Source organism: Paenibacillus phyllosphaerae (assembly GCF_014192105.1).
GTDB lineage: Bacteria > Bacillota > Bacilli > Paenibacillales > Paenibacillaceae > Paenibacillus_Z > Paenibacillus_Z phyllosphaerae.
On record NZ_JACHXK010000009.1, the window covers coordinates 70,741 to 91,889 of the forward strand.

Genomic DNA, 21,149 nt, shown 5'->3' on the forward strand with positions numbered 1-21,149 from the left:
AGCGGCAATCCTGGACTTGGTCCAGCGATTGCCGGTTTTTGCTTTTCATTATTGGCTTACCTGGGCTTCGCTCATCCGCTCCGTGCTCCGCGAGACATCCTTGTAATGGACATGGACCACGATATCCTGGTTGTAGTTGCCGAATTGCTTGCCGAAGAGGCTGATCCCGCCGCAATGGCGCGCTTTCTCATCCGATACAAGCTTCAGCCGGAAGTCCTCTCCGCGGACGATGCCCAGATCCTGCACCGTGACGTCAGAGAGCCTCGTACCATCCAGATACGTACCGCTTTCTTGGACGGAAAGCGTCTTGAGCAGGCCGTTCTGCGTGCCGATCTGCCACCAGGAAGGGGTGAGCAAGGCGCGCTTGCTGCCGAAATCGCCAGGGCAAGTCCACATGCCCACCTCGATGTCATTGAGCAGGAAGCTGATGTCGGACGGCCAGTCTTCATTATAATAAGGCGCCTCCGAACAGAGCTCGAGCGAGATCTCGATGCCCTGGACTTCCTGGCCTGCGTGCAGATAGTTCGGGATTCGGTATTCCACGAATCCGCTCCCGAACCACAGATGCGCCGCCTTCGTCCGTTCCGGATCGGAGAAGTAACGGGGGTCGTCGACGAGCCCGAGGATCTTGGTCTCGGAGGCAAGTCCACAGGTCGGCTTGACGGCGTAATCCGAATATTGCCCGACCGGAATTTCCACGCTGTACTTCGTCATCTCCTCGTGCACTTTCGGGGAACGAAGCTGCAGCGTGAGCGCATCGACGGCAAGCGAGCAGATCTTCGGGCTTCCGCGCGTACCGGCCAGGCTCTGCGTCGCAATGATTCCGCCTTCCTCCATCTTCTGGATATGCTTCGTGACGATCGCCGACGATATCTCGAGCGTCTCGGCCAGCTCCTTAATGCTCATCGGCCGCTCATCGAGCAGCTCGATCATCCGCACGCGCGTCTCGGAGGAGAAGCATTCCAGCAGGTTCATATATTTCGTGCTTACTTGTATATGCATAGGATGTCCTCGCTTTCCATACTTGCTCCATTATATAACCATACGGTTAATACAACAACTTTATAGTTGTCAATAATGCGGTAGGCAGGAATAAGCTGAGCTGCTAGGCGATCGACGGCTTTCTACGGGGCAAGGAAACAGCAGAAGGTCTGGACTTTGGGATAAGTCCAGACCTTCTGCGCCGTTGGCGAAATTACTGTTCCTTCGCATCCGTGATGAAAATCTCGCCTTCATCGAAGAACACCTTCATGTTCAGCGCCTCGCTGACGAACCGCACCGGCACCAGCGTCACTTCGTTGCGGGAGATGGCCGGCGAATCGAGCAGCACGGTCTCGCCATTGACGCTGGCTTCCTTCTGATCGATCACGAGTTCGATCGACTGGCCGTCCTTCGTAATGGTGACGCGTTGCGCCTTCTGATTCCAATCGACCTTGGCGCCGAATGCTTCGCTGATGAAGCGGAGCGGCACCATCGTGCGGCCGTCGAGGGAGAATGGCGCTACTTGAAGCTGCACGCTGCGATCGTCCACCGTTGCGGCTTTGGAATTGAGCTTCAGCGAGATCGTTTTGAACGGGAAGATCGTGTCGTCGCGATAGATCGACTCTTGGTTCCCGAATTCGATCGGCTTGGAGATGACCGTGCCGAATTGCGTCTCCACCTCGATGACGTAGTACTGGCCATTCTTGATCGAGCCGTTGTTGTTCGCATACAGGTCCAAGGAGACCGTGCCTTGGAACTTGCCCACCGGCGTCGTCACGTCTTTATTGAAGCTAGGGTTGATGATTTTATCCCCTTGCATAAGTCCGAGCAGCCAGCCGACGCCTGCGCGATTGGTGCGCCAGATGCCTGGTTGTTCATTGCCGTCTTTGTCCGTGCCGCGCAGAATGACCGACAACACCTCTGTCTTCTGGGCAAAAGCAAGCTTCAGCCTAAAGTGCCCGTCCGTGCTGCCGTCTTCGCCGAATTGGGCAATGGAGATTTTATCTTGGTTCAGGTCGGCCCAGCTGAATTCGCGGATCAGCACAGGCGCATACGAAGTGTCGGCATCGACGAATGGCGTTACGGCCGTTTTGACCGTGCCCGCGCTTGTTATGATCTCCAGGTAGTAAAACTCGCCGGCCTTCATGCTATTGTTATCAGAGCCGTACAGTTCGAATTGATTCACGCCCTTAAACGTTCCGAGCGATTCCTTGAACGTGCCGTTGATCGTCTTTCCGTCATGCTCCACAGCGAGCAAGTATTTGCCGACGTCACTTGGCTCCTTCCATGTCGTCCAGATGCCATGGCCCGTATCGGTACCTTTGTCGTCCGCCGTCTTCATGACGATCGACTTGATCTCGAGTCCTTCGCCCGCGTCAACCAGCAAGCTCAAATGGCCATCCCGCGTGCCGTCCGGCTGGTTCGCGTGCGTCAGCGAGATCCGGTCCTGTTCGCGGTCCAAATAGCGGAATTCTTTCACGGTCAAAGCCGCGCCCGTCGTACCGTCCGCTCCCCAAGCGATACCTCCTGCAAGCAAGCTGTTCGCCGCTAGCGCTCCAATAGCCGCGGTCTGCAATGTCTTCCGTAAACCTTTCATTCGTAGTGCCTCCTTTAATGTTTTCCTTGCCTTAACTATAGGGAACGGACCGGTCATATGACCATTTACCAGCGTCACTCGTTCGGTCATGACGGTCATACCTGTCGAAAACCAGAAAAAAGTGAAGTTGTTTTTTCTCTTTATCCTGAAGTTCTTCCTCTTTTATAATGGCGCTAAAGGCTCGGGACTGGACTTAGAGGAGGTTGAGGGAGAATGACGACATTGCCGTATCGCGTAGAACAAACGATGAATAAGCTGTGCAGCGCCTTAGCCGCACGGATGACGACAATCGAAGCTGTCTATCTGTACGGATCGGTCGCCCTGCAAGACTATATCGAAGGCTCCAGTGATATCGACTTTATTGCGGTGCTGCGGCAGACGCCGACGGAGGAAGAGCTAGAAGCGATTCGGCTTGCGCATGAGGAAGTGGAGGCAGAGCTTCCGAATACCGACATCATGGGCAGCTATATCCTTCGCGAGGAGCTGGGCAAGCAAGCGGACGCACGAACGCCGATCATGACTTATTTCGATAAACAAGTACGCACGGACGGACATGGCGCGGATCTTAATCCGATTACATGGTGGATTCTGAAGCAGCACGGTATTCGTATCTACGGGAATGAACTTCCGTTCGACTATGAGCTGGACGAGAACGAGTTGACTCGTTATGTCCTTCACAATATGAACCATTACTGGACGCAATGGATCGACCGGCTGGAGCGGCAGCTGGCGCTCGTGCAGGACATTCAGGCGGATCTGCCGGTCGAGCAGCTGGACGAAGCCGTGGAATGGTGCGCCCTAGGTATGCTGCGTCAGTTGTATACGATTCGGGAGCGGGCGATCACGAGTAAGGTGAAAGCCGGACTGTATGCGATGGAACAGCTGCCGGAGCGGTGGCACGGGGTTATTTTCGAAGCGATTGCGATCAAGGAACGCAAGCCGCATCGTTACTATAGCTTGCAGCGGGATCGGCTGACCGATCTGGTCGGCTTGATGCGTTTTATACATTTGGAAGCGAATCGCCAGGGAGTTGCAGTGCGGATCGAAGATCAGGAAGAGGAAAGCGGGTGCTAAAGCATGGCGCAAATACAAGTTGCATATACTAGTATCATAGACAGGGCGTTCGTCCTTCATGGCAAGTTGCTGGAAGGAAAGCTGGTTCCCGGTTCGAGTCTCTATATTCCGCTCGATCGGTACTCGCAGCTGGCGGGCGCAGTGAGCCGCGTGGAATATCAGGATGACGCCAAGCTATGGGATATCGTTATCGTTTGTCCGGACCACGAGGAAGCGGAGCTGCTAGAGATGCTTATCATACATGACGAGGTGCTTGAAGTGGCGTAGCGTCGTAGCCAGAATAGCTTAGCTTATGGTAAAATAATCCTAATGTGAACGTTGTTCCATACGTTAGGGATCAACTTCATAGGACGGAATAGGGATAAAGAGGGGATCAGGATCTCCTCTTGTTTGTATAGGAATGGGAATAAGCGAGGGTATTCTGGGGAACCTGCAAGTGACCAGATACACTCGTGCGATTCATCTATTTCTTAGCAAGTGTAATAGAGGATCGACATATACATAAGCAGAAGACGTACAAGCAGGCATGGAAGAATGGGAGAGGAGAGGGGAGCGATTTGAAGCATTTAGTCAAAGTATTAGTGCTGCACAACAACGAGATCGTCGTCATTGAGCAGTTCCGGCGGTCGCTCAACCGTCGTACCATTGAGCTGCCTGGCGGCAATTTGAATCCGGGCGAAGACGTCGTCTCGGCCGCGAAGCGGGAGCTTCGGGAAGAGACCGGTCTGGTGTGCGGAACATTGATCGGGCTCGGAGAGTATTTGAACACGAACGGGACGATCAAGGTCAATTTCTTTTTCACCAAGGATATTCTAGAGGAGCGCGAGCAGCAGTTGGATGAGGATGAGGACATTCTCGTGCAGCGGCACTCGGTCGCCGAGGCGTTCCAATATGTGCATACGGGCAAGTGGGAAGATGTGCGGCTGGCAATGTCGCTGTATATCGCAAGATCCAAACGACTGCTTTAAGGCGAGACTGCTGATCGACGATTGGCGGTCTTTGTTGTGTTAAGGATCGAAAATAGAAGTTTAGGCAGGTGGAATTGGTGGATATCGAGTATGTGTGGGGTATTTTTGTAGCCGATCAGACGAAGCGTTTCCCGGATTTTTTCCCGATTGGGATCTATACGTCGCGCGAGTTGGCGCTCGAAGAATTGGGCCGCTTGCCGAGAGACGAGAATTATCAATTGCTGAGGATGCCGCTCAATAAGAGCTTCCCTTACTATCATAAGAAGACGGGGAAATTGGTGGGGATGAACGCGATCCATCATGAGCATTTTCACTATAAAGATGAGCAGGACAGAGAGGAATCATGATATTCATCGAATCGAAAGGCCAAAGAGTTGTATATAAGGATCGGTTGCAGCTAAGTCCTAATCAAGGAGAAAGAAAATGAAAGCTGGGATTTTCCATAAAAGGTATGCGATCGGTGTTTTGACATTGGCGCTATTCTGGCTGATTGCCGGTTGCGGCAACGCTGATCTCGAGACTACTAGGGGCGAGGGGGAGGCAAGTATGGCAGCAGACATTACGCCGCTTATTACAGAATTCGAAAGGCTCGGTTATTACAAATATACCGATGCAGATCAGTTACCGGCCGTTAAGAAAGACTCGATAAGTGCCGGGTACGTATTCGGTTGGGAAGAGACGAATCGTGATTTTCATGCCGATGCGGAAGATTTGGCCGAAGGGGGAGTAGGACAGTTCCTACAGCAAATCGAGCCCTTTCTGACCAAGGAAAACGTGCCGTTAACGAATATTCGTGAGCGAATTGAAGGTTACGACTATGAGATTGAAGTGAATGGTAAGGGCTACATCATGTATGATCTGGAAGATCAAGAGAAGGAAGATATCTGGGAGTTAACCACGAAAAGAGCTTTTGCCATGGTGAATGAGCTCCTGCAGCAGGCCACATCGGAAGCAAGGGTATATGCGTTATATGGCGGCAATGATCAAAGAGCCGTCTTCCTAACTACGGAAATGTTTGCGCTCGTTCAGAACACGGATTTGATCGAGGAAAGCGAAAAGCCGATAACGCCATAGAACAGAACATAAGCGCACGATAATTATTGAGAACGATCAGTAAAGAACAACCATTACGAGAAGCGCGACTTTCGTGTGGGAATTCATGTTCACCCGTTCAAAGTATCAGACGGCCGATATGATCGAGCAGCATCGTCTGTTGATGAGAATCTGCGCGAAGCGCATCGTCTGCTGGAAACCGGCCGGACCGTGGGCAAGAGCGTGCTGGAACGCTTCTAAATGCTTTGCCCAAGGGAGTCTTGAGCTGGGAGAAAAACCGATGATTCATAAAGGCGGGGTATGGCAGGATGGCATGTGAGGTCGTAATAATGCCATAGGTCACCGCATAGAATTCAGAGGTAAGAAAACAGAAAATAGAAAACAGGCGCGATGTAGCAAATCAAGGTATGAACGAGTATAGGAAGGAAAAAGGACAGGAGCGCCTCGGAACGCTCCTGCGCCTAGTCTAATCTGTAGCTCGGAACGGATTACACAGAATCGTTATTTGCTCGAAGCCTCTTCATTGGAGGAAACCGCTGGCTGCCCGTTAGCGGTTTTCTCGCTTTTCTTCGTTTCTTTTGCCGTTTTAAGATACCCAAGCAGCGCTGTAGCTAAGCCAAAGGCGGCGGTGAGAAGAGAAATAATGGCTGAAAATACGTTCATAGTTATTTTCACCTCCATATCAAACTCACATCTCTTGCTAAGCATCGCTCCTCTTCCATCTTTTCAAGGGCAGAAACCTAACTTACCCTCAATGAAATTATAGTCCCGAACATATGTTTATATGCCAGTTTGGCCATAAAGCTGAAATACTTACAAGTTCGCTCTAGGATCAGAAACGAAGAACGAAGAAAGCTAAACTGGGAATAGGAATAGAGGAACAGTTGCCGGAAGCCGATCAATAAGCGATTGCCTTTTCTTATGTCCGGCAAATGGGTGGTGGGAATATAAACTAAAAAAAGAATGCGTATGTTCCGAAGAAGTAATGAGGCACGTTAATTCTTAATGAGGAGCATATTTGAGATGTTCAAGAAAATTCTATCGTGGTTCAAGTCATCCAACGAGAAAGAATCCCCACAGACTACTAGGAAGTCATCACCGAACTCACCTATGAAAAGGACGATTGATCCCTCCAGGATTGGGGAACTCGGGGAATATAAAATTAACATTCAATTGGACCAACTTCCGAAGGATACAAAAAACCTGCGTGATATTATGGTTAAAAACCCCAGATCCCGTACAGGATACGCTCAAATCGACCATATTGTCGTAACTCCGTACGGATTATTCGTTATTGAAACCAAGAACTACAATGGAGAAATTAAAGGAGGCCGGTCTGATAAGTATTGGAAGGTTAGCAACAGATTCAATATGTTTAATCCTTTAAGACAAAATTTTGGGCATATTAAAGCACTTGAGCTTGTACTATCGGAAATCCCCGACTTACTATATATCTCCATGATTTCCTTTACGATGCGATGCCGCTTCAGTATTGATCCTGAACTGAGAAAGATTGAATCCAATGAGTTGATTGTTTATGATACAGAACTATCAGAATTTATCAGTCGTAAGATAAATAGGATCAAAGCTACTTCGGATAAGGCTTTGCTAACGGAAGCTGAAGTGCAAAACATCTATGATAGGATTCAAAGCGCCAACATTACTGATCCTGCGCTTAGATCTGAGCATGTTGCTAAGATAAAAAAGCAATAAATAGATCTCCTGACAACGGCAGCAGCCCCGGGTTCATCCCGGCGGCTGTTTTTCACATTACCGCACCCGAAATATGTCCATCCGCCCCCACAAAGCGACATTTGTTCGGCTCCCCGGCCCGCTAGAATGAAGGGCCATCTCAGGCCAGTGGCGTTGCCGATCGTTTCCCTGTAAAGGGGAGAGGTCGGTCTCGTCTTTCTATTGCCGCTACCGGTGAAGGGCTACAATTTTCGAGGTGGTTTGGAGGCCGCGAATGCCTCTACGCCAGCCATCAGCAGGTCTGCACCAAATTTAAAATGATGGTCCATATCAACGGAAGCGGCGATATTCGGAGCCGTTTCCACGAGCCTAGGGTATTCTTGCTTCGGAAGGCTGCCATAGAACGCCAGCAATTTCGCCCCCCACAATCGGCGTTCTTCTTCAGCCCCTTTTACGTATCCATCCCCCGTCACCACCAACGATACCACTTGATTCAGGATGTGTTCAAAAATAAGAAACGCTTCCTGAGGCTCGAAGCCGGCATCGCGCAGAATGCCGAGAGAGGCCTCGAAAATCCTCAGCCTGTTTGTGGAAGGAAGAGCTCTCCTCGACAGCAAGCTTCTTCCTGATGGATGGGTAAGCAGCAGTTGGCGCAACGCGTAAATTAACCCTCTGACCTGGTCCCGCCAATCCGTTTCCTGTTGTGCGGAGACATCGAAAGACGCCAGCATAGATTCGGTCATCGCATCCAAAAGATCGTCTTTGTTGTCTACATAGCGGTAGATTGCCATAGCCGTTACTTCGAACTCTTGGGCTAAGCGGCGGAAACTCACCGCATCGATCCCTTCCGTATCCGCCAGATGTAAAGCCTGCGCTGCGATGGCTTCCCGATTAAGGGAGCCCTTTTGGTTAGGGTTGCCTTCAGGTTGTTGATCATTTTTATTACGAACCACAGTTCGACGCTCCCGATAGAAAAAGTATAGCCCTAGTATAACAAAAAAGTTGACGAGTATACACTGTATACCTATAATGCGAAGTATACAGTGTATACTTCCGGAAATAGGAGTTGAACTTGCCCTTGAGGAGAAAAAGCATACGTAGAATTGCTCTAGCTGCCGGCGTAACCGTGATTGCGCTATCTGCTTGCTTCGGGTTTCTGCTTTATCAGCCGCTGATGGTTGCTTCGGGTTATACCAGCAAAGAAATCTGTTCCGGAACCTTTGTCTCGGGGCTTGATCCCGATCAGGTCTACGCCGATATGGTCGAACCGGAGGGGGCTATCGGGTATATTAGCCCTTTGATTCGCTTCGACGTTAACCCGGAGCAACGCGAAGTAACGACGACCATCGCTGGTTTTTACAAAACTCGGGCGGTATATGGTGAGGGGATGGGCTGCATGCTGGTGCATCAGCCTGACGATGTGAATCTGGTCGCAGCCGCTGACGTGGATACCGTAATCGGCCTATCGGATTCACAGGGTCCCGAGATAGCGGGAAACGCCATGGTCGAGACGAAGAACGAACGACTGCGCGCCGCGTTAGACCGAGCTTTTGCAGAGCGCGAGCAGCCGCCCTACATACGCACCCAAGCGGTCGTCGTGGTGAAGGATGGCAAGATCGTTGCTGAGCGGTACGCTTCCGGCATAGGTGTGGATACCCCATTGCTAGGGTGGTCGGCGACAAAATCGGTTACCAACGCGCTCATTGGCATTCTGGTCCGGCAGGGAAAACTGAATGTCGACCAATCTGCGCCAATTGCCGCTTGGCAGGATGAAAAGGATCCGCGCCACTTGATTACGATAAATGAACTGCTGCGGCAAACAAGCGGACTCGCGCTGAAACAAACCAGCTCCGGATTCGATCCAGCCTCAAGAATGATATTCCTCGAACGGGACATGGCGGGTTTCGCCGAGCATGCCGAACTGGCGGCTGCCCCTGGGAGCCAATGGGCTTACACCGATGGCAATTTTATTCTTCTCTCGCGTATCATCCGCGATGCGGTTGGCGGTCGAGCGTCGGATGTCAGACAGTTCGCGCAGCGTGAACTTTTCGGGCCGACCGGCATGGAACACGTGACGCTGGAATTCGATGCGACCGGCACTCCGAACGGGGCCATGTCGATGTTAGCATCCGCGCGCGATTGGGCTCGTTTTGGACAGTTGTACCTGAACGACGGCATGGCAGGCACGGATCGCATCCTGCCGGAAGGGTGGGTGGAATACTCGGCTTCGCAGACGCTCGATACGGGGTATGGAGCTGGCTTTTGGATTAACCAAGCCGTTAGCGGCAACGCGCCTTATGGACTTCCATGGGGGATGCCCCATGTGCCGCAGGACGCATTCTTTGCCATGGGCAATATGGGTCAGCATATTGTCATCGTACCCTCGCAGCACTTGGTCGTCGTGCGATTGGGGATGTCGCATCATCCGGATGGCCTGATCGCCGGAGCCGACCGGCTGGTTGCCGATGTGATCGAGGCGCTTGCAGACAAGTAGTTGAATAGGAGCAGATTCCATAGAAGTAACTCGTATGTTCGCATAAAGTTAGCAGCCCCGGTTCTCCCCGGCGGCTGCTTTTTCACATTCCGCCGAACCCAAAAATATGTCCATCCGACCCAAAAAAGCGACATTTGTTCGCCTCCCCCCGACCGCTAGAATGAAGGTCATAAGGCATCGCACTTCATATCATGGGGGTTATGACAGTGAAAAAATCCGTAAAAGTGTTGAGCACGACGCTCCTTGCAATGAGTCTTGTCACCGCGGCAGGCTGCAGCAGCGATAACGGCAATAACGGCGGGGGCAACACCAACAGCGGCGGTACGAATACCGCGGCCGAAGGCAACAGCGGCGGCGGCAACGCGCCTGCAGCCGAGAAGGCAGACATTCTGTTCTGGACGCCGTTCTCCGGCGCGGACGGCGAGTTCATGAAGAAGATCGTGGAGAAATATAACGGCTCGCAGGATACCTACAAAGTGAAGTTGGTCATCCAGCCGAACGGCGAGTATTACAAAATGCTGGACGTTGCGCTCAGCGCGAGCAAAGACCGTCCGGACCTGGCGATCATGCACGTCGACCAAATTCCGACCTATGTGAACAAAGGCCAACTGCAGCCGATGGACGATCTGGCCGCAGCGTCGGGTATCAACAAGGCGGACTACGTCGAAGCGCCGGTGAACTACGAGACGATCGACGGCAAATGGTACGGCATTCCGCTCGATATCCATCCGCTCGTCATGTACTACAACAAGGATCTGTTCGACAAAGCGGGCATCGCCGCGCCGCCGACGAACCGCGCGGAGTTCGAATCGGCAGTCGAGAAGTTGACGGACAAAGACAAAGGCGTCTACGGTTACGCGGTACCGACCTTGTGGCCGCAGCAGTTCATCTTCCCGTCGCTCGTCTGGCAGAACGGCGGCGACCTGTGGAATGGCACGGACGTAGCCTATAACTCGCCGGAAGCGGTCGAGATGGTGCAATGGATGCGCGGCCTCGTCGAGCAAGGCTTCTCGCCGGCGAACGTGCAGCAAGACGGAGAGAACACGCTGTTCCTGCAAGGCAAGAACGCGATCCAGTTCAACGGTCCTTGGATGAAAGGCCAGTTCGACGAAGCGGGCATCAACTACGGCGTTGCGCCGGTGCCGCAGATCGGCAAAGCGAAGCAAGCGGTCTATGCCGGCTCCCATAACTTCGTCGTCACGAAGGACACGACGGACGCCGCGGTCGTCAAAGGCATCGGCGACTTCCTGAAATACGTCTCCACCAACTCGATGGATTGGGCGGCTTCCGGTCAGGCGCTCGCATCCAAGCCGATGCTCGAGAGCGCGGAGTTCAAGGCGCTTCCGATGCAGAGCAGCGTTGCGCAAGCGTTCGATTACGTGCAATTCGCGCCGAACGTCCTGAACTGGGCGACGATCTCCGATCCGATCTGGGGCGAGCTGAGCAATGCGATCCTCGGCAAGAAAGACGCGCAAAAAGCGATGGATGACGCAGTCGCCAAATCCCGCCAAGCGATGAACAAATAAGCCCGCTTGAACCTAGGGGTCTAGCGGTCATGAAGTAGAGGACGTCAGGAGGCGCGGCAGCTTAGCGCCTCCCGCCGTTCTTTTATAGGTTCATTTCAGGCGGGAAAAGGAGGAGTCGCTTATGGTGAAAAGCACCTGGCAATCGAGGCTGACGTCATCGCTGTTCGTGCTGCCGTATGTCGTGAGCTTTTGCGCGTTTTTGTTAATCCCGATTCTTTATGGCGTTTATATTTCATTCCATAACTTCGAGCTGTTGTCCGATACGCATGAATTCGTCGGCCTTCAGAATTACGTCACGATCTTCACGCCGGGCACGTATCTGTTCGAGCAGTTCACGCGCGGGCTGTGGAACACGCTGCAGTTCGTGCTGTACTCCGTGCCGCTGCTGGTCATTCTCGGCTTGGGTCTGGCGATGCTGCTGAACGCGCTGCCGAGCAAGCTTCGCAGCCTGTTCCGGACGTTTTATTTTATGCCGTACGCGGTGTCCGCTTCGGTCATGTCGGTCATCTGGCTCATGATGTTCGATTCGAACGCCGGTTTCCTGAACGGACTGCTGGGCAAGATCGGTGTGGATCCGATCGCTTGGCTGACCGATCTTCCATGGGCTTGGGTGTCGCTTACATTGACGACGCTCTGGTGGACGATCGGGTTTAACATGATTATTTTCATTAACGCGCTTAATGAAGTGCCGGAGGACTACTACGAGGCGGCTTCCATCGACGGGGCCAACGCCTGGCGCAAGTTCACGAGCATTACGCTGCCGTCGATCCGGCCGGTCATGCTGTTCATCATCATTACGTCGACCATCGCTTCGTTCAACGTATACGCGCAGCCGTTCCTTCTCACCCGCGGCGGACCGGGCGACAGCACCCGCGTGCTGCTGATGAACGTGCTCGACGAAGCGTTCAAGGGCAAGCAGGTCGGTTCGGCTTCGGCGATGGCCATCCTGATGGCGGTCATCATCATCATCATTTCGGCGGTGCAGTACAAGATCGCTTACGGCAGGAAGGAGTAGACCCGCATGAAGAAGACGTTGCTTATGATATTGGCTATTCTCCTGGCGGCGCTCTTCCTGCTGCCGCTCATCTGGATGGTATCGACCTCGTTCAAGAACGATTTCGAGGCGCTGGCCGGACAAATGAATTTTATTCCGAACAAACCGACGCTCGATAACTACATCGAAGGTTTGCGCGGCGAGCTGATGAACGTGCCGATCACCCGTTGGATCACGAACTCGTTGTTCGTCGGCCTGGCCGGGACGGCGATCGTGCTGCTGTTCTCCTCGATGGCGGCTTTCGCGCTGGCGCGCCTGCAAGACTTGCCGCTGCGCAAGGTGATGTTCCCGATGTTCGTCGGGTCGATGATGATCCCGGGCGTCCTGACGTTCCTGCCGATGTACATGGAATTCAATGCGCTCGGCTGGATCAACACGTACGCCGCGCTCATTCTGCCTTACTCGTCCGGAGCGTTCGGCGTGTTCCTGCTCTACCAATTCTTCGCCTCGTTCCCCAAAGAGATCGAGGAGGCGGCCCGCATCGACGGCGCGAACAAATGGCAGATCTACTCGCGCATTCTGCTGCCGGCATCGGTATCGATCATGGTGACGCTCGCGATCTTCACCTTCATGGGCATCTACAACGATTTCGTCTGGCCGCTCTATGCGACGACCTCGCCGGAGATGCGGACGATTACGGCCGGTATTGCGATGATGGCCCAAGGCAGCTACACGCAAGCCTACGGCAAGCTGATGGCGATGACGGTGATCGCGACGCTGCCGGTGATGATCGTGTTCATCGTCGGCCAGCGCTCGTTCGTGAAGGCGATCACGCAGGCAGGTGTCAAGTAAGCCAGACTTGTGGCGAACGCAAAGCCGCAGGCGATAGGTTTTCAGCTGTTAGCGGAGGTTTTTCGTTATAAGCGACTTTTGTAGATGAGTTGCTCCCTTAGCCGATTCAATCCGGCAACTCATCTATAACGGGAGCGTTAACGAAAGAACCGGAGCTATAACAGCGTAAAGAAGTTTAAAGAGACCCTTCGCGGTCTCTTTTCGAGCATGTAGGCAAAGGAGACGAACATGCAGAAATCAACGCATATGAAAATACGGCTGGCGGCAGCGGTGCTGCTCGTCGTGGCTATTGGATTGGGGGCATGGTTCGCCATGACAAGGAACAACGAAGAAGCGGAAGTGTACGCGGCCTATAACGGCCATGGCGGCACGTTCAAGAACACCTTGGTGCCGTTCGACACGCCGGACCCGAGCGTCGTGTACAAGGACGGTTACTACTATATGACGTTCACGCATAACGGCGCGGATGTGATGGTGCTGAAGTCGCGGACGATCGATTTCAAGCAGGCGGAGCGCAAGACCGTCTGGTATCCGGACGTGGGGACCGCCTATTCCGCGAACCTGTGGGCGCCGGAGATCCAGTATTTGCAGGGCAAATGGTATATCTATTTCGCCGCGGACGACGGCGCGAACGAGAATCACCGGATGTATGCGCTGGAAGCCGATACGGATGACCCGATGGGCAGCTATACGTTCAAAGGGCAAGTGACGGACGAGACGAATAAGTGGGCGATCGACGGGCTGGCGATGGAGCTTAACGGCAAGCTGTATTTTGTCTGGTCCGGCTGGGAAGGCGAGATCAACATCCAGCAGAACACCTATATCGCGCCGATGAGCGATCCGCTGACGATCAGCGGTCCGCGCGTGCTCCTCTCGGAGCCCGATCTGGCCTGGGAGAAGGCAGGCGGCCCGCCTTATATCAATGAAGGCCAATCCATTCTTCACCAGGACGGGCGCGTCCATATCGTCTACTCGGGCGCGGGCAGCTGGACGCCGTTCTATGCGCTCGGGATGCTGACCTTGGAAGAAGGCGCGGATCCTCTCATCCCGGCCAATTGGAAGAAGGCCGAGCAGCCGTTTCTGAAAATGGACGAAGATGCGGGCGTCTACGGTCCCGGGCATAATTCCTTCGTCACGTCCCCGGACGGCGAAGAGCAGTGGATCGTCTACCATGCGACAACGGCGCCGACGGATGGCTGGAGCAACCGCAGAGCCCGTGCCCAGAAGCTCGCTTGGGATGCGGACGGCAATCTGCAACTCGGCAAACCGCTGTCGCTCGATACCGCGATTCCGGTGCCGGCTGGTACCGGCGTGTTCAAGGCTGCGCCAGGCGGCAAGGAGGCGGTATTCGACCTGATCCCTTCGAAAGTGCCGACAGTCGCGGCGATCCTGCTGCATTACCGCAATGATTCTGGAGAAGCGCAGGAAGCAAGTATCCGAGCAGGCAGCGCAGCGCCAATCTCAATCTCGTTGCCGCCAGTCGATGGCACGGGCTATACCTACGCCGACATTCCGCTGGAAGCGGGCATGAACGAGATCGCTATCGCGGTTGATGGCGATCAAGCCTCCATAGAGGCGATCGAACTGCCGCGTTACGAAGCGGAGAATGCCACGGCGCTTACGCATGGCACGATCGAGGAGAATGCTTTTACCACATCGGGATTCGGGTATGCCGTGCTGTCGTCCGGCGAGGAAGAAGCGCTCCGGTTCGACAACGTCATCGTGCCGGTGAGCGGCGTCTACCAGATTCGGCTGCAGGCGGCGAATGCCGCCGGCCAAGCGGCGAAGCTTACGGTCCGCACAAGCGGCGGCAAGTCCGATGAGATCGTGATTCCGTCCGGGGGAAGAAATGATTTCCAACCGCAGACGATTAGTTTGCAATTGAGCGCCGGTCCAAACACCCTTATACTTGAACATGCTACCGACGAGGTGCAGCTCGATTATATCGACGTAACGCGAACATTAACACCATAGGGGATAAGGGGATGTAGGCCAATGACAGGCTTGTCCAACGCGAAATCGGCCCTCACCGGAGTGATGGCCCTCCTGACGGCAGGCCTGGTCTTGGCCGGCTGCGGCAACAGCGCCTCAAGCGCCGAGAGTACGGAGGCCGTATCGACCGATGCGGTCCAGCTAGAATATTGGACGCCCTTCAGCGGCGGGGATAATCTGTTCATGACCGAGATGGTCGACCAGTTCAACCAGGAGCACAAGGAGATTCAGGTGGTCCAGATGAATTCGCGGCTGGACGATTATTATTCCCGCCTGCGGACGGCGATTCTGTCCGGCAATGCCCCGGATGTCGCCATTATTCATGCCAGCTCGCTGCCGCGCTTTGTCCAGAACGGGTACATAGAGGATTTATACGAGCCTGCGCAGGAAGCGGGGCTGGACTTCGGTATTTTTAACCAGACGATCATGAAGGCTTCCCAATTCCAGGGCAGGCCTTATGCAGTGCCGCTCGATACGCACACGCTGGTCCTGTATTACAACAAAACGTACTTAAGTCAGGCGGGACTGCTGGATCCGCAAGGCAAGCCGATACTGGAGCAAGGAGAGACGGGGTTCACTTCCTTCCTGCAGCAGTTGAAACGGACGGTTCCGGCGGATGTGGCGCCGCTCGCCCAGCCGAGCACGCGCATCGATTCCGTGTGGCTGTGGTGGAGCCTGTATAACCAAATCGAAGGAGGCGGCGCTTTCTACGACGCTTCGGGGACGAAGGCGGTCATGGACAATCCGGCAGCCTTAAAGGCGCTCACGTACATCAATGGGTTGTACGCAAGCGGGCTCATTCCCGCGAACATTACCGACGCGTTCAAAATGTTCCACGACGGCAAAGCGGCCGCCCTCATAACGGGCGTATGGGCGACAGGAGCGCTCGAGCAGGCGGAGCAGCTCGACTTCGGCGTCGTGCCGTTGCCCACGCTGTACGACAAACCGGCGGCATGGGCGGATTCGCACACGCTGACGATTCCCGCGCAGCACGAGATGACCCCCGAGAAGCGGCAGGCGGCGATGATCTTCATGAAATGGCTCGCCGAGCATGGCGCGATGTGGGCCGAGGCCGGGCATGTACCGAGTGTAAGCGCTGTCTTGAATGCCGAGGCGTTCAAGGCGCTGAACTATCGCAGCGATTATGCGGCCGCCGCCAATTCGGTCGTCTTCTGGCCGAAGGCGACGAAGCAATTCTCGATGGTCGAAGTCCTCATCCGGCAATTCGAGCGCATGATCTATCGGGAACAGACGCCGGAGCAGACGCTGCATGCAGCGGTCCAAGAGATCGATGCCGAGCTCACGAAATAGGCAAGGGGAGCGCACATGATGATATTTACATCGCTTAGAAGATGGTTACGCAACTTGCCGCTTGCCCGCAAGCTCATTCTCGTCCAGGTCGCGCTGATCGTCGTTCCGCTCGGCGCGATGGGTTACTTTGCTTTTGCCAGCTTCGCCGGGAAGATCGAGGAGCAGGTGGGCAAATACCAGCTGCAGACGCTCAAGCAAGTCACGCTGAACATCGATACGTACATGAATGAGCTGAACCGGCTGTCGCTCATGCCTTATCAATATGAAGAGATTCTCGACTTTCTCGCTTCCTCCCGCGCGCCGGGGCAACCGCTGAGCCTCACGGAGATCGGCCAGCTGAACAATTTCGTCTCCAAGGTATTCCTGAACGGCCGCGTCGACATTATGGGCATCTCGTTGGTCGGAGATAAGGGCGCTTCCTACGTGGTATTGCCCGAGAGCCAATATATGACGACCTACCAGCTGGAGGGCGGGACGGAATGGCTCGAGCAGGCGAAAGGCAAATTCGGCGAACCGACCTTCATTACGACGCACGAGGTCCAATCCACGAGCGGCACGGTCTATCAGGTGTTCTCGATCGCCCGCGAACTGCGCAGCTTCGACAGCGGGCAAATACTCGGCTACATCGCGATCGATATCGATCCGAAGGCCGTACGCAACCTGCTCGCCCAGGTGAGCATGGGCAGCGAAGAATCGCTGTATATCGCCGACAGTGCCGGTGATCTGGTGCTGCGCAAGGACCAGGCGGCTGTCTATCCGCCGCTTGGCGAGCTGACGCAGGAAGCGGGCGTCTCCCATATGAACGTGGATGGTCAAAGCCTGCTCGTCGCGCACGTCAATTCCGACGTGACCGGCTGGACGACGGTGGGCGTCGTCCCGGTCGCGGAGCTGACGAAGGACAGCCTCGTCGTGCGCAACTCGATGATGCTTATCGGCGCCATCTGCGTCGGGCTTGCCGTCTTAATCTCCGTGTTCATCGCCTTCCGGATGACGATGCCGCTGCGCAAGCTGCGAACCTTGATGCGCAAGGTCGAACGCGGCGACCTGAAGGTCTCGTTCCCGGTCGAGCAGTGGGATGAGGTCGGCCAACTCGGCAACGCGTTCAACATGATGGTCTCCCAGCTGAGCGAGCTGGGTTATCGGCTGTACGAGACTGAGATCCGGGAGAAGGATGCCGAGATCGCCGCGCTGCAGAGCAAGATCAATCCGCATTTTCTGTACAACACGCTGGGATCGATCTCCATGTACGCCGAGGTGGAAGGCAATCGGGAGGTCGTGAAGATGACGAACAACCTCAGCCGCTTGCTGCGTTATTCCTTGAGCGGACGCAAGGAGATCGTTACGCTTCGGGATGAGATCGAGCATGTGAGAGGCTACATGACCATTCAGAAGATGCGCTACGAGGACCGGATCCATTTTGGCTTGGACGTGGAGGAGACGCTGCTGGAGTGTCCGGTCATTCCGCTCTTGATCCAGCCGATCGTGGAGAATGCGATCAATCATGGGTTGGACAAAGGAATCGGCGAAGGCCGCATAAACCTCGCTTGCCGCCGGCATCAAGGGATGCTGGCCATCGTGATCGAGGACGACGGAATCGGTATGACGTCAGAGCAGCTGAGTGTCATCCGGCAGCGATTGCACCATGACTATGACCTGGGCGGCACGTCGGGCAATGGCCTGATGAATGTGCACCGCCGCTTGCGGCTCCATTACGGCCAGCAATACGGCGTGCAGCTGGAGAGCATGCCGTTCCAAGGCTTGAAGGTGACGCTGACGATGCCGGTCACCTATCCGATGACGGAAACGGGATAGAGAGGAGAGGACGATATGCACCGTATTCTAATCGTGGACGACGAGACGATATTTCGCAGAGGACTTCGTAAAATGATCGAATCTTCGGGCTCTGGCGTATGGGAAGTGGTCGGTGAAGCAAAGGACGGCTATGACGCGTTGGAGCAGATTGAGCAACTGGCGCCCGATGTGCTTCTGACGGATATCCGGATGCCGCGGATGGACGGCATCTCCCTGCAGCAGATCGTCAAGGAACGCTTCCCGAAGCTGCGCGTCATCGTGCTGAGCGGCTACGATGAATTTACGTATTTGCAGCAATCGCTGCGGCATGGCGTACGGGATTATCTGATGAAGCCGGTAGAGCGGGAGGAATTGTTCCATGCGCTCGGGAAGCTGGCCGTGGAGCTGGATGCCGCGCAGAAGGAGCAGGAATCCCATGCGCCGGAGCCGCCCGACGCGGCTCGGGTTCGGCAGCAGGTCAGTGAGCATCTGGTCGCAGGCCTGCTGCGCGGCGAGGTGCATGCGAGCGAGCTGGCGCTGCTCGGACGAATCGGCAGGCCGCTCGACGAGCCTTGCTTCGCGTGCATGATCATCAAGCTGGATAAGGATGCGCTCGATCAAGATCGTTACGCGAAGGCCGACCCATCGCTGTTCCAACTGTACATCCAGCAGATGGTGCAGGAGTTATTGGATCAGAAGGCGAAGGGATTCGCCTTCGTCATCTCGGATACCGAGGTCGTGGCGCTCATTAACGTGAAACAGCAGCCTCAGGCGGAAGAGGAGCTGACGCTCATGTCGGCCTCGATCCGCAAGCGGATGATCTCCCTCTCGAATTTGACGGTGACGATCGGGCTTGGCCGCATTCTGGAGGGCGCGGATAGCATTCCGCAGTCGTTCGCGGAGGCGCGCATCGCGCTGCTCCACAGGCTGATCGTCGGCGGCGACCGCGTTCTCAGCTACAGCCAGACACGGCAGAGCCATCACGAGCTGGCCTTGGATGTGAAGGAATGGTCCTGGGATCTGCTCGAGACGGCCATCTATGAGGGGAAGATAGAAGAGACGCAGCAGCTGGTGCGCACGTTCATTACCGATCTGTGCCAGCATGCCAAGAGCCCGGAGACGATCCACCAGCAGCTGTGCAAGCTGCTCATCTATTACTATGAGCAGGCGGAGAAGCTGCAGTTGACGAAGGCTTGGCTCGGCGATAAGACGATCCAGTCGGCTATGCTCGAGCTATGCTCCATCACGTCCCGTGCCGAGCTGATCGACCTGTGCAGCAGGCAGCTGGGGCGGCTTGCCGGCTGCATGGCCAAGTCGCCCCGCCAACAGGGCAGCGATCCGATCGAGCGGGCGCTGCGTTACGTGAAGCAGCATTACCGGCAGCCGCTGACGCTGCGGGATGTGGCGGAGCATGTCTATCTGAACCCGGCCTACTTCTGCACCTTATTCAAGCAGCGCACGGGCAAGTCCCTGGTCGAGTATTGGACGGATCTTCGCATCCATGAGGCGAAGAAGCAACTGTCCTCCTCGAACGAGAAGGTGACAGTTATCGCGGAGTCGATCGGCTTCGGCAACGTGCGCCACTTCAACCGGGTGTTCAAGAATGCGACTGGGGCAACGCCCAACGATTACCGCGAACAGGCGCGGGCGATGATCGGTCATTCATGAAGAAGAGCGTCGGCATTAGGACATGGCATGGAGTCCTAGTGCCGACGCTCTTTGATTTTATAATGGGATGGACCCTCTACGCTCTCGGCTCCCAAACCGCGTCCGGAATCGGATCGTTGAACATCTTCTTGCCCGCATATAGATAACCTCTGACATATTGCTCGTATTCGCCGTTGTCCGCAGGCATGCCGGCATTGAACCGGATGAACGTTAAGCCGCCCTCAGCGAGATCGTAACGCAGCTGCATGTAATTGCGCCAATATTGCTTGACGTCAAAGGCATCGGCGCTGTCGCCGTAATTGCCCAGATCGATGCCTTCCGCCGTCGCGAACGCCGGGGAAGAGAACTCGACTTGTTTGACGATCCCGCTCTCCATTGCAATCCGAATATAGTTTCGCGCGGAGCGATAGATGAGCTCGTCGTTCCCCGTTTCGGTCGGACGGCCCAAGATCGCCAGCACCTCGCCTTGAGTCATGCCGAGCGCGATCTTGCCGATGGATTGGCCCGGTACGATCAGATAGTCCGAGTTCTGCTCTTCCATTCGTTCGTGCTCCGTCGTCTGGCCGGTGCCGGCAGCGGGTTCCGGATCGTTCCGGTACGGAAAAGCGCCGTCCGTCAGTTGAGCGGAGGTCACTTTCTTCAGTTTGCCGTTCCCATTGTCGTAATAGATGTCCGACGTATAGCGATTCACATAGAAATCGTTGATCTTCCTCGTATTGCCGCTAGTAATCTCCTGGAATAGCGTCACTTTATATTTGTCGTCGATGAGTTCCGCATCCGATAGCCACAGCGGCAGCTGCAGCTGTTTGCCCAGCATTTTCTTCACCCGATTGACGGCTTCCTGCGCGGTAAGGATTCGATTCCATCCGCTGCCTTGCTCCTGAACGTCTGTTCCGATATCCGCGTTATCCTCCGTCTGGGTCGGATTGCTCAACGGCTCGGCCGCGTTCGTGCAGCCGATGACGCTCATTGAGAGGGCAGCCAGGATCCAAACAGCCTTTATGTAGCCTTTCATATTGTCCTCCTATTGAATCATGAAGAAGCGGCCAGACTTCGCGCCGATTATCTGTTATCTATTATAAGCGATCTCTGGGCGATATTCGGTATTTTGACATACATTTATGGCGATGCAGACAAAAAAATAACCCGCTGCGCA

The 21,149-nt window shown here is 54.9% G+C and carries 19 protein-coding genes and 1 pseudogene; 15 read left to right on the top strand and 5 right to left on the bottom strand.

Annotation, left to right across the window (positions count from 1 at the left end):
* Nucleotides 1-48: 48 nt before the first annotated feature.
* Both FHS18_RS19100 and FHS18_RS19105 read right to left on the bottom strand, forming a co-directional pair.
* Entirely contained in the window at nucleotides 49-1,002 is a 954-nt protein-coding gene (locus FHS18_RS19100) for an ArsR/SmtB family transcription factor (protein WP_183601688.1), read from the bottom strand.
* Nucleotides 1,003-1,195: 193 nt separating this feature from the next.
* A complete protein-coding gene (locus FHS18_RS19105) occupies nucleotides 1,196-2,578 on the bottom strand; it encodes a copper amine oxidase N-terminal domain-containing protein (RefSeq protein ID WP_183601689.1) in 1,383 nt (460 codons plus the stop codon).
* 213 nt (nucleotides 2,579-2,791) lie between these two features.
* Here FHS18_RS19105 and FHS18_RS19110 point away from each other — a divergent pair, with 213 nt between their 5' ends.
* From FHS18_RS19110 to FHS18_RS19135, 6 genes and pseudogenes are all read left to right on the top strand, one after another.
* The gene (locus FHS18_RS19110; RefSeq protein WP_183601690.1) at nucleotides 2,792-3,652 is read left to right on the top strand and encodes a nucleotidyltransferase domain-containing protein; all 861 of its coding nucleotides are present in this window, start codon (nucleotides 2,792-2,794) and stop codon (nucleotides 3,650-3,652) included.
* Between the two features lie 3 nt (nucleotides 3,653-3,655).
* Nucleotides 3,656-3,919, top strand: coding sequence for a hypothetical protein (locus FHS18_RS19115; protein ID WP_183601691.1), 264 nt, complete (start codon nucleotides 3,656-3,658; stop codon nucleotides 3,917-3,919).
* Between the two features lie 290 nt (nucleotides 3,920-4,209).
* The gene (locus FHS18_RS19120) at nucleotides 4,210-4,620 is read left to right on the top strand and encodes an NUDIX hydrolase (RefSeq protein ID WP_183601692.1); all 411 of its coding nucleotides are present in this window, start codon (nucleotides 4,210-4,212) and stop codon (nucleotides 4,618-4,620) included.
* Between the two features lie 68 nt (nucleotides 4,621-4,688).
* On the top strand, nucleotides 4,689-4,967 hold the full coding sequence (locus FHS18_RS19125) for a hypothetical protein (protein ID WP_183601693.1): 279 nt from the start codon (nucleotides 4,689-4,691) through the stop codon (nucleotides 4,965-4,967).
* 76 nt (nucleotides 4,968-5,043) lie between these two features.
* Nucleotides 5,044-5,694 (top strand): hypothetical protein, encoded by a 651-nt coding sequence (locus tag FHS18_RS19130; RefSeq protein ID WP_183601694.1) that lies wholly within the window; start codon nucleotides 5,044-5,046, stop codon nucleotides 5,692-5,694.
* A 55-nt stretch (nucleotides 5,695-5,749) separates the two neighbouring features.
* A pseudogene (locus FHS18_RS19135) lies at nucleotides 5,750-5,913 on the top strand (zinc-binding alcohol dehydrogenase family protein); the annotation flags it as partial.
* A 261-nt stretch (nucleotides 5,914-6,174) separates the two neighbouring features.
* On the opposite strand, the gene FHS18_RS19140 reads toward FHS18_RS19135, so the two are convergent.
* On the bottom strand, nucleotides 6,175-6,336 hold the full coding sequence (locus FHS18_RS19140) for a hypothetical protein (protein WP_183601695.1): 162 nt from the start codon (nucleotides 6,334-6,336) through the stop codon (nucleotides 6,175-6,177).
* Between the two features lie 360 nt (nucleotides 6,337-6,696).
* On the opposite strand from FHS18_RS19140, the gene FHS18_RS19145 reads away from it, so the two are divergent.
* Nucleotides 6,697-7,386 carry a nuclease-related domain-containing protein gene (locus FHS18_RS19145; protein ID WP_183601696.1) on the top strand — a complete coding sequence of 230 codons (690 nt, stop codon included), beginning with the start codon at nucleotides 6,697-6,699 and terminating at the stop codon, nucleotides 7,384-7,386.
* Nucleotides 7,387-7,607: 221 nt separating this feature from the next.
* On the opposite strand, the gene FHS18_RS19150 is transcribed toward FHS18_RS19145, so the two are convergent.
* Nucleotides 7,608-8,318, bottom strand: a complete 711-nt coding sequence (locus FHS18_RS19150; RefSeq protein WP_183601697.1) for a TetR/AcrR family transcriptional regulator C-terminal domain-containing protein — start codon at nucleotides 8,316-8,318, stop codon at nucleotides 7,608-7,610.
* Between the two features lie 125 nt (nucleotides 8,319-8,443).
* Between FHS18_RS19150 and FHS18_RS19155 the strand changes: the two genes are divergently transcribed.
* From FHS18_RS19155 to FHS18_RS19190, 8 genes are all read left to right on the top strand, one after another.
* Complete coding sequence (locus FHS18_RS19155; protein ID WP_221401390.1) at nucleotides 8,444-9,859, top strand: serine hydrolase domain-containing protein; 1,416 nt, start codon at nucleotides 8,444-8,446, stop codon at nucleotides 9,857-9,859.
* A 200-nt stretch (nucleotides 9,860-10,059) separates the two neighbouring features.
* The gene (locus tag FHS18_RS19160; protein WP_183601698.1) at nucleotides 10,060-11,385 is read left to right on the top strand and encodes an ABC transporter substrate-binding protein; all 1,326 of its coding nucleotides are present in this window, start codon (nucleotides 10,060-10,062) and stop codon (nucleotides 11,383-11,385) included.
* Nucleotides 11,386-11,506: 121 nt separating this feature from the next.
* Nucleotides 11,507-12,400, top strand: a complete 894-nt coding sequence (locus FHS18_RS19165) for a carbohydrate ABC transporter permease (RefSeq protein WP_183601699.1) — start codon at nucleotides 11,507-11,509, stop codon at nucleotides 12,398-12,400.
* A gap of 6 nt (nucleotides 12,401-12,406) precedes the next feature.
* Nucleotides 12,407-13,231: a carbohydrate ABC transporter permease gene (locus tag FHS18_RS19170; protein WP_183601700.1), complete on the top strand. Its 825-nt coding sequence runs from the start codon at nucleotides 12,407-12,409 to the stop codon at nucleotides 13,229-13,231.
* Nucleotides 13,232-13,459: 228 nt separating this feature from the next.
* Nucleotides 13,460-15,205 carry a family 43 glycosylhydrolase gene (locus tag FHS18_RS19175; protein ID WP_246427771.1) on the top strand — a complete coding sequence of 582 codons (1,746 nt, stop codon included), beginning with the start codon at nucleotides 13,460-13,462 and terminating at the stop codon, nucleotides 15,203-15,205.
* 21 nt (nucleotides 15,206-15,226) lie between these two features.
* Nucleotides 15,227-16,534 carry an ABC transporter substrate-binding protein gene (locus FHS18_RS19180; protein ID WP_183601701.1) on the top strand — a complete coding sequence of 436 codons (1,308 nt, stop codon included), beginning with the start codon at nucleotides 15,227-15,229 and terminating at the stop codon, nucleotides 16,532-16,534.
* A 15-nt stretch (nucleotides 16,535-16,549) separates the two neighbouring features.
* Entirely contained in the window at nucleotides 16,550-18,346 is a 1,797-nt protein-coding gene (locus tag FHS18_RS19185; protein ID WP_183601702.1) for a cache domain-containing sensor histidine kinase, read from the top strand.
* Nucleotides 18,347-18,361: 15 nt separating this feature from the next.
* Nucleotides 18,362-19,993, top strand: coding sequence for a response regulator (locus FHS18_RS19190; RefSeq protein ID WP_183601703.1), 1,632 nt, complete (start codon nucleotides 18,362-18,364; stop codon nucleotides 19,991-19,993).
* A 76-nt stretch (nucleotides 19,994-20,069) separates the two neighbouring features.
* On the opposite strand, the gene FHS18_RS19195 is transcribed toward FHS18_RS19190, so the two are convergent.
* Entirely contained in the window at nucleotides 20,070-21,008 is a 939-nt protein-coding gene (locus FHS18_RS19195; RefSeq protein ID WP_183601704.1) for a hypothetical protein, read from the bottom strand.
* Between the last annotated feature and the right edge of the window lie 141 nt (nucleotides 21,009-21,149).

What these genes read in the sequence shown, in the direction of transcription:
- FHS18_RS19100 (WP_183601688.1), bottom strand. Translation starts at nt 1,002, where the DNA reads ATGCATATACAAGTAAGCACGAAATATATGAACCTGCTGGAATGCTTC.
- FHS18_RS19105 (WP_183601689.1), bottom strand. Translation starts at nt 2,578, where the DNA reads ATGAAAGGTTTACGGAAGACATTGCAGACCGCGGCTATTGGAGCGCTA.
- FHS18_RS19110 (WP_183601690.1), top strand. Translation starts at nt 2,792, where the DNA reads ATGACGACATTGCCGTATCGCGTAGAACAAACGATGAATAAGCTGTGC.
- FHS18_RS19115 (WP_183601691.1), top strand. Translation starts at nt 3,656, where the DNA reads ATGGCGCAAATACAAGTTGCATATACTAGTATCATAGACAGGGCGTTC.
- FHS18_RS19130 (WP_183601694.1), top strand. Translation starts at nt 5,044, where the DNA reads ATGAAAGCTGGGATTTTCCATAAAAGGTATGCGATCGGTGTTTTGACA.
- FHS18_RS19140 (WP_183601695.1), bottom strand. Translation starts at nt 6,336, where the DNA reads ATGAACGTATTTTCAGCCATTATTTCTCTTCTCACCGCCGCCTTTGGC.
- FHS18_RS19145 (WP_183601696.1), top strand. Translation starts at nt 6,697, where the DNA reads ATGTTCAAGAAAATTCTATCGTGGTTCAAGTCATCCAACGAGAAAGAA.
- FHS18_RS19160 (WP_183601698.1), top strand. Translation starts at nt 10,060, where the DNA reads ATGACAGTGAAAAAATCCGTAAAAGTGTTGAGCACGACGCTCCTTGCA.
- FHS18_RS19165 (WP_183601699.1), top strand. Translation starts at nt 11,507, where the DNA reads ATGGTGAAAAGCACCTGGCAATCGAGGCTGACGTCATCGCTGTTCGTG.
- FHS18_RS19170 (WP_183601700.1), top strand. Translation starts at nt 12,407, where the DNA reads ATGAAGAAGACGTTGCTTATGATATTGGCTATTCTCCTGGCGGCGCTC.
- FHS18_RS19175 (WP_246427771.1), top strand. Translation starts at nt 13,460, where the DNA reads ATGCAGAAATCAACGCATATGAAAATACGGCTGGCGGCAGCGGTGCTG.
- FHS18_RS19180 (WP_183601701.1), top strand. Translation starts at nt 15,227, where the DNA reads ATGACAGGCTTGTCCAACGCGAAATCGGCCCTCACCGGAGTGATGGCC.
- FHS18_RS19185 (WP_183601702.1), top strand. Translation starts at nt 16,550, where the DNA reads ATGATGATATTTACATCGCTTAGAAGATGGTTACGCAACTTGCCGCTT.
- FHS18_RS19190 (WP_183601703.1), top strand. Translation starts at nt 18,362, where the DNA reads ATGCACCGTATTCTAATCGTGGACGACGAGACGATATTTCGCAGAGGA.
- FHS18_RS19195 (WP_183601704.1), bottom strand. Translation starts at nt 21,008, where the DNA reads ATGAAAGGCTACATAAAGGCTGTTTGGATCCTGGCTGCCCTCTCAATG.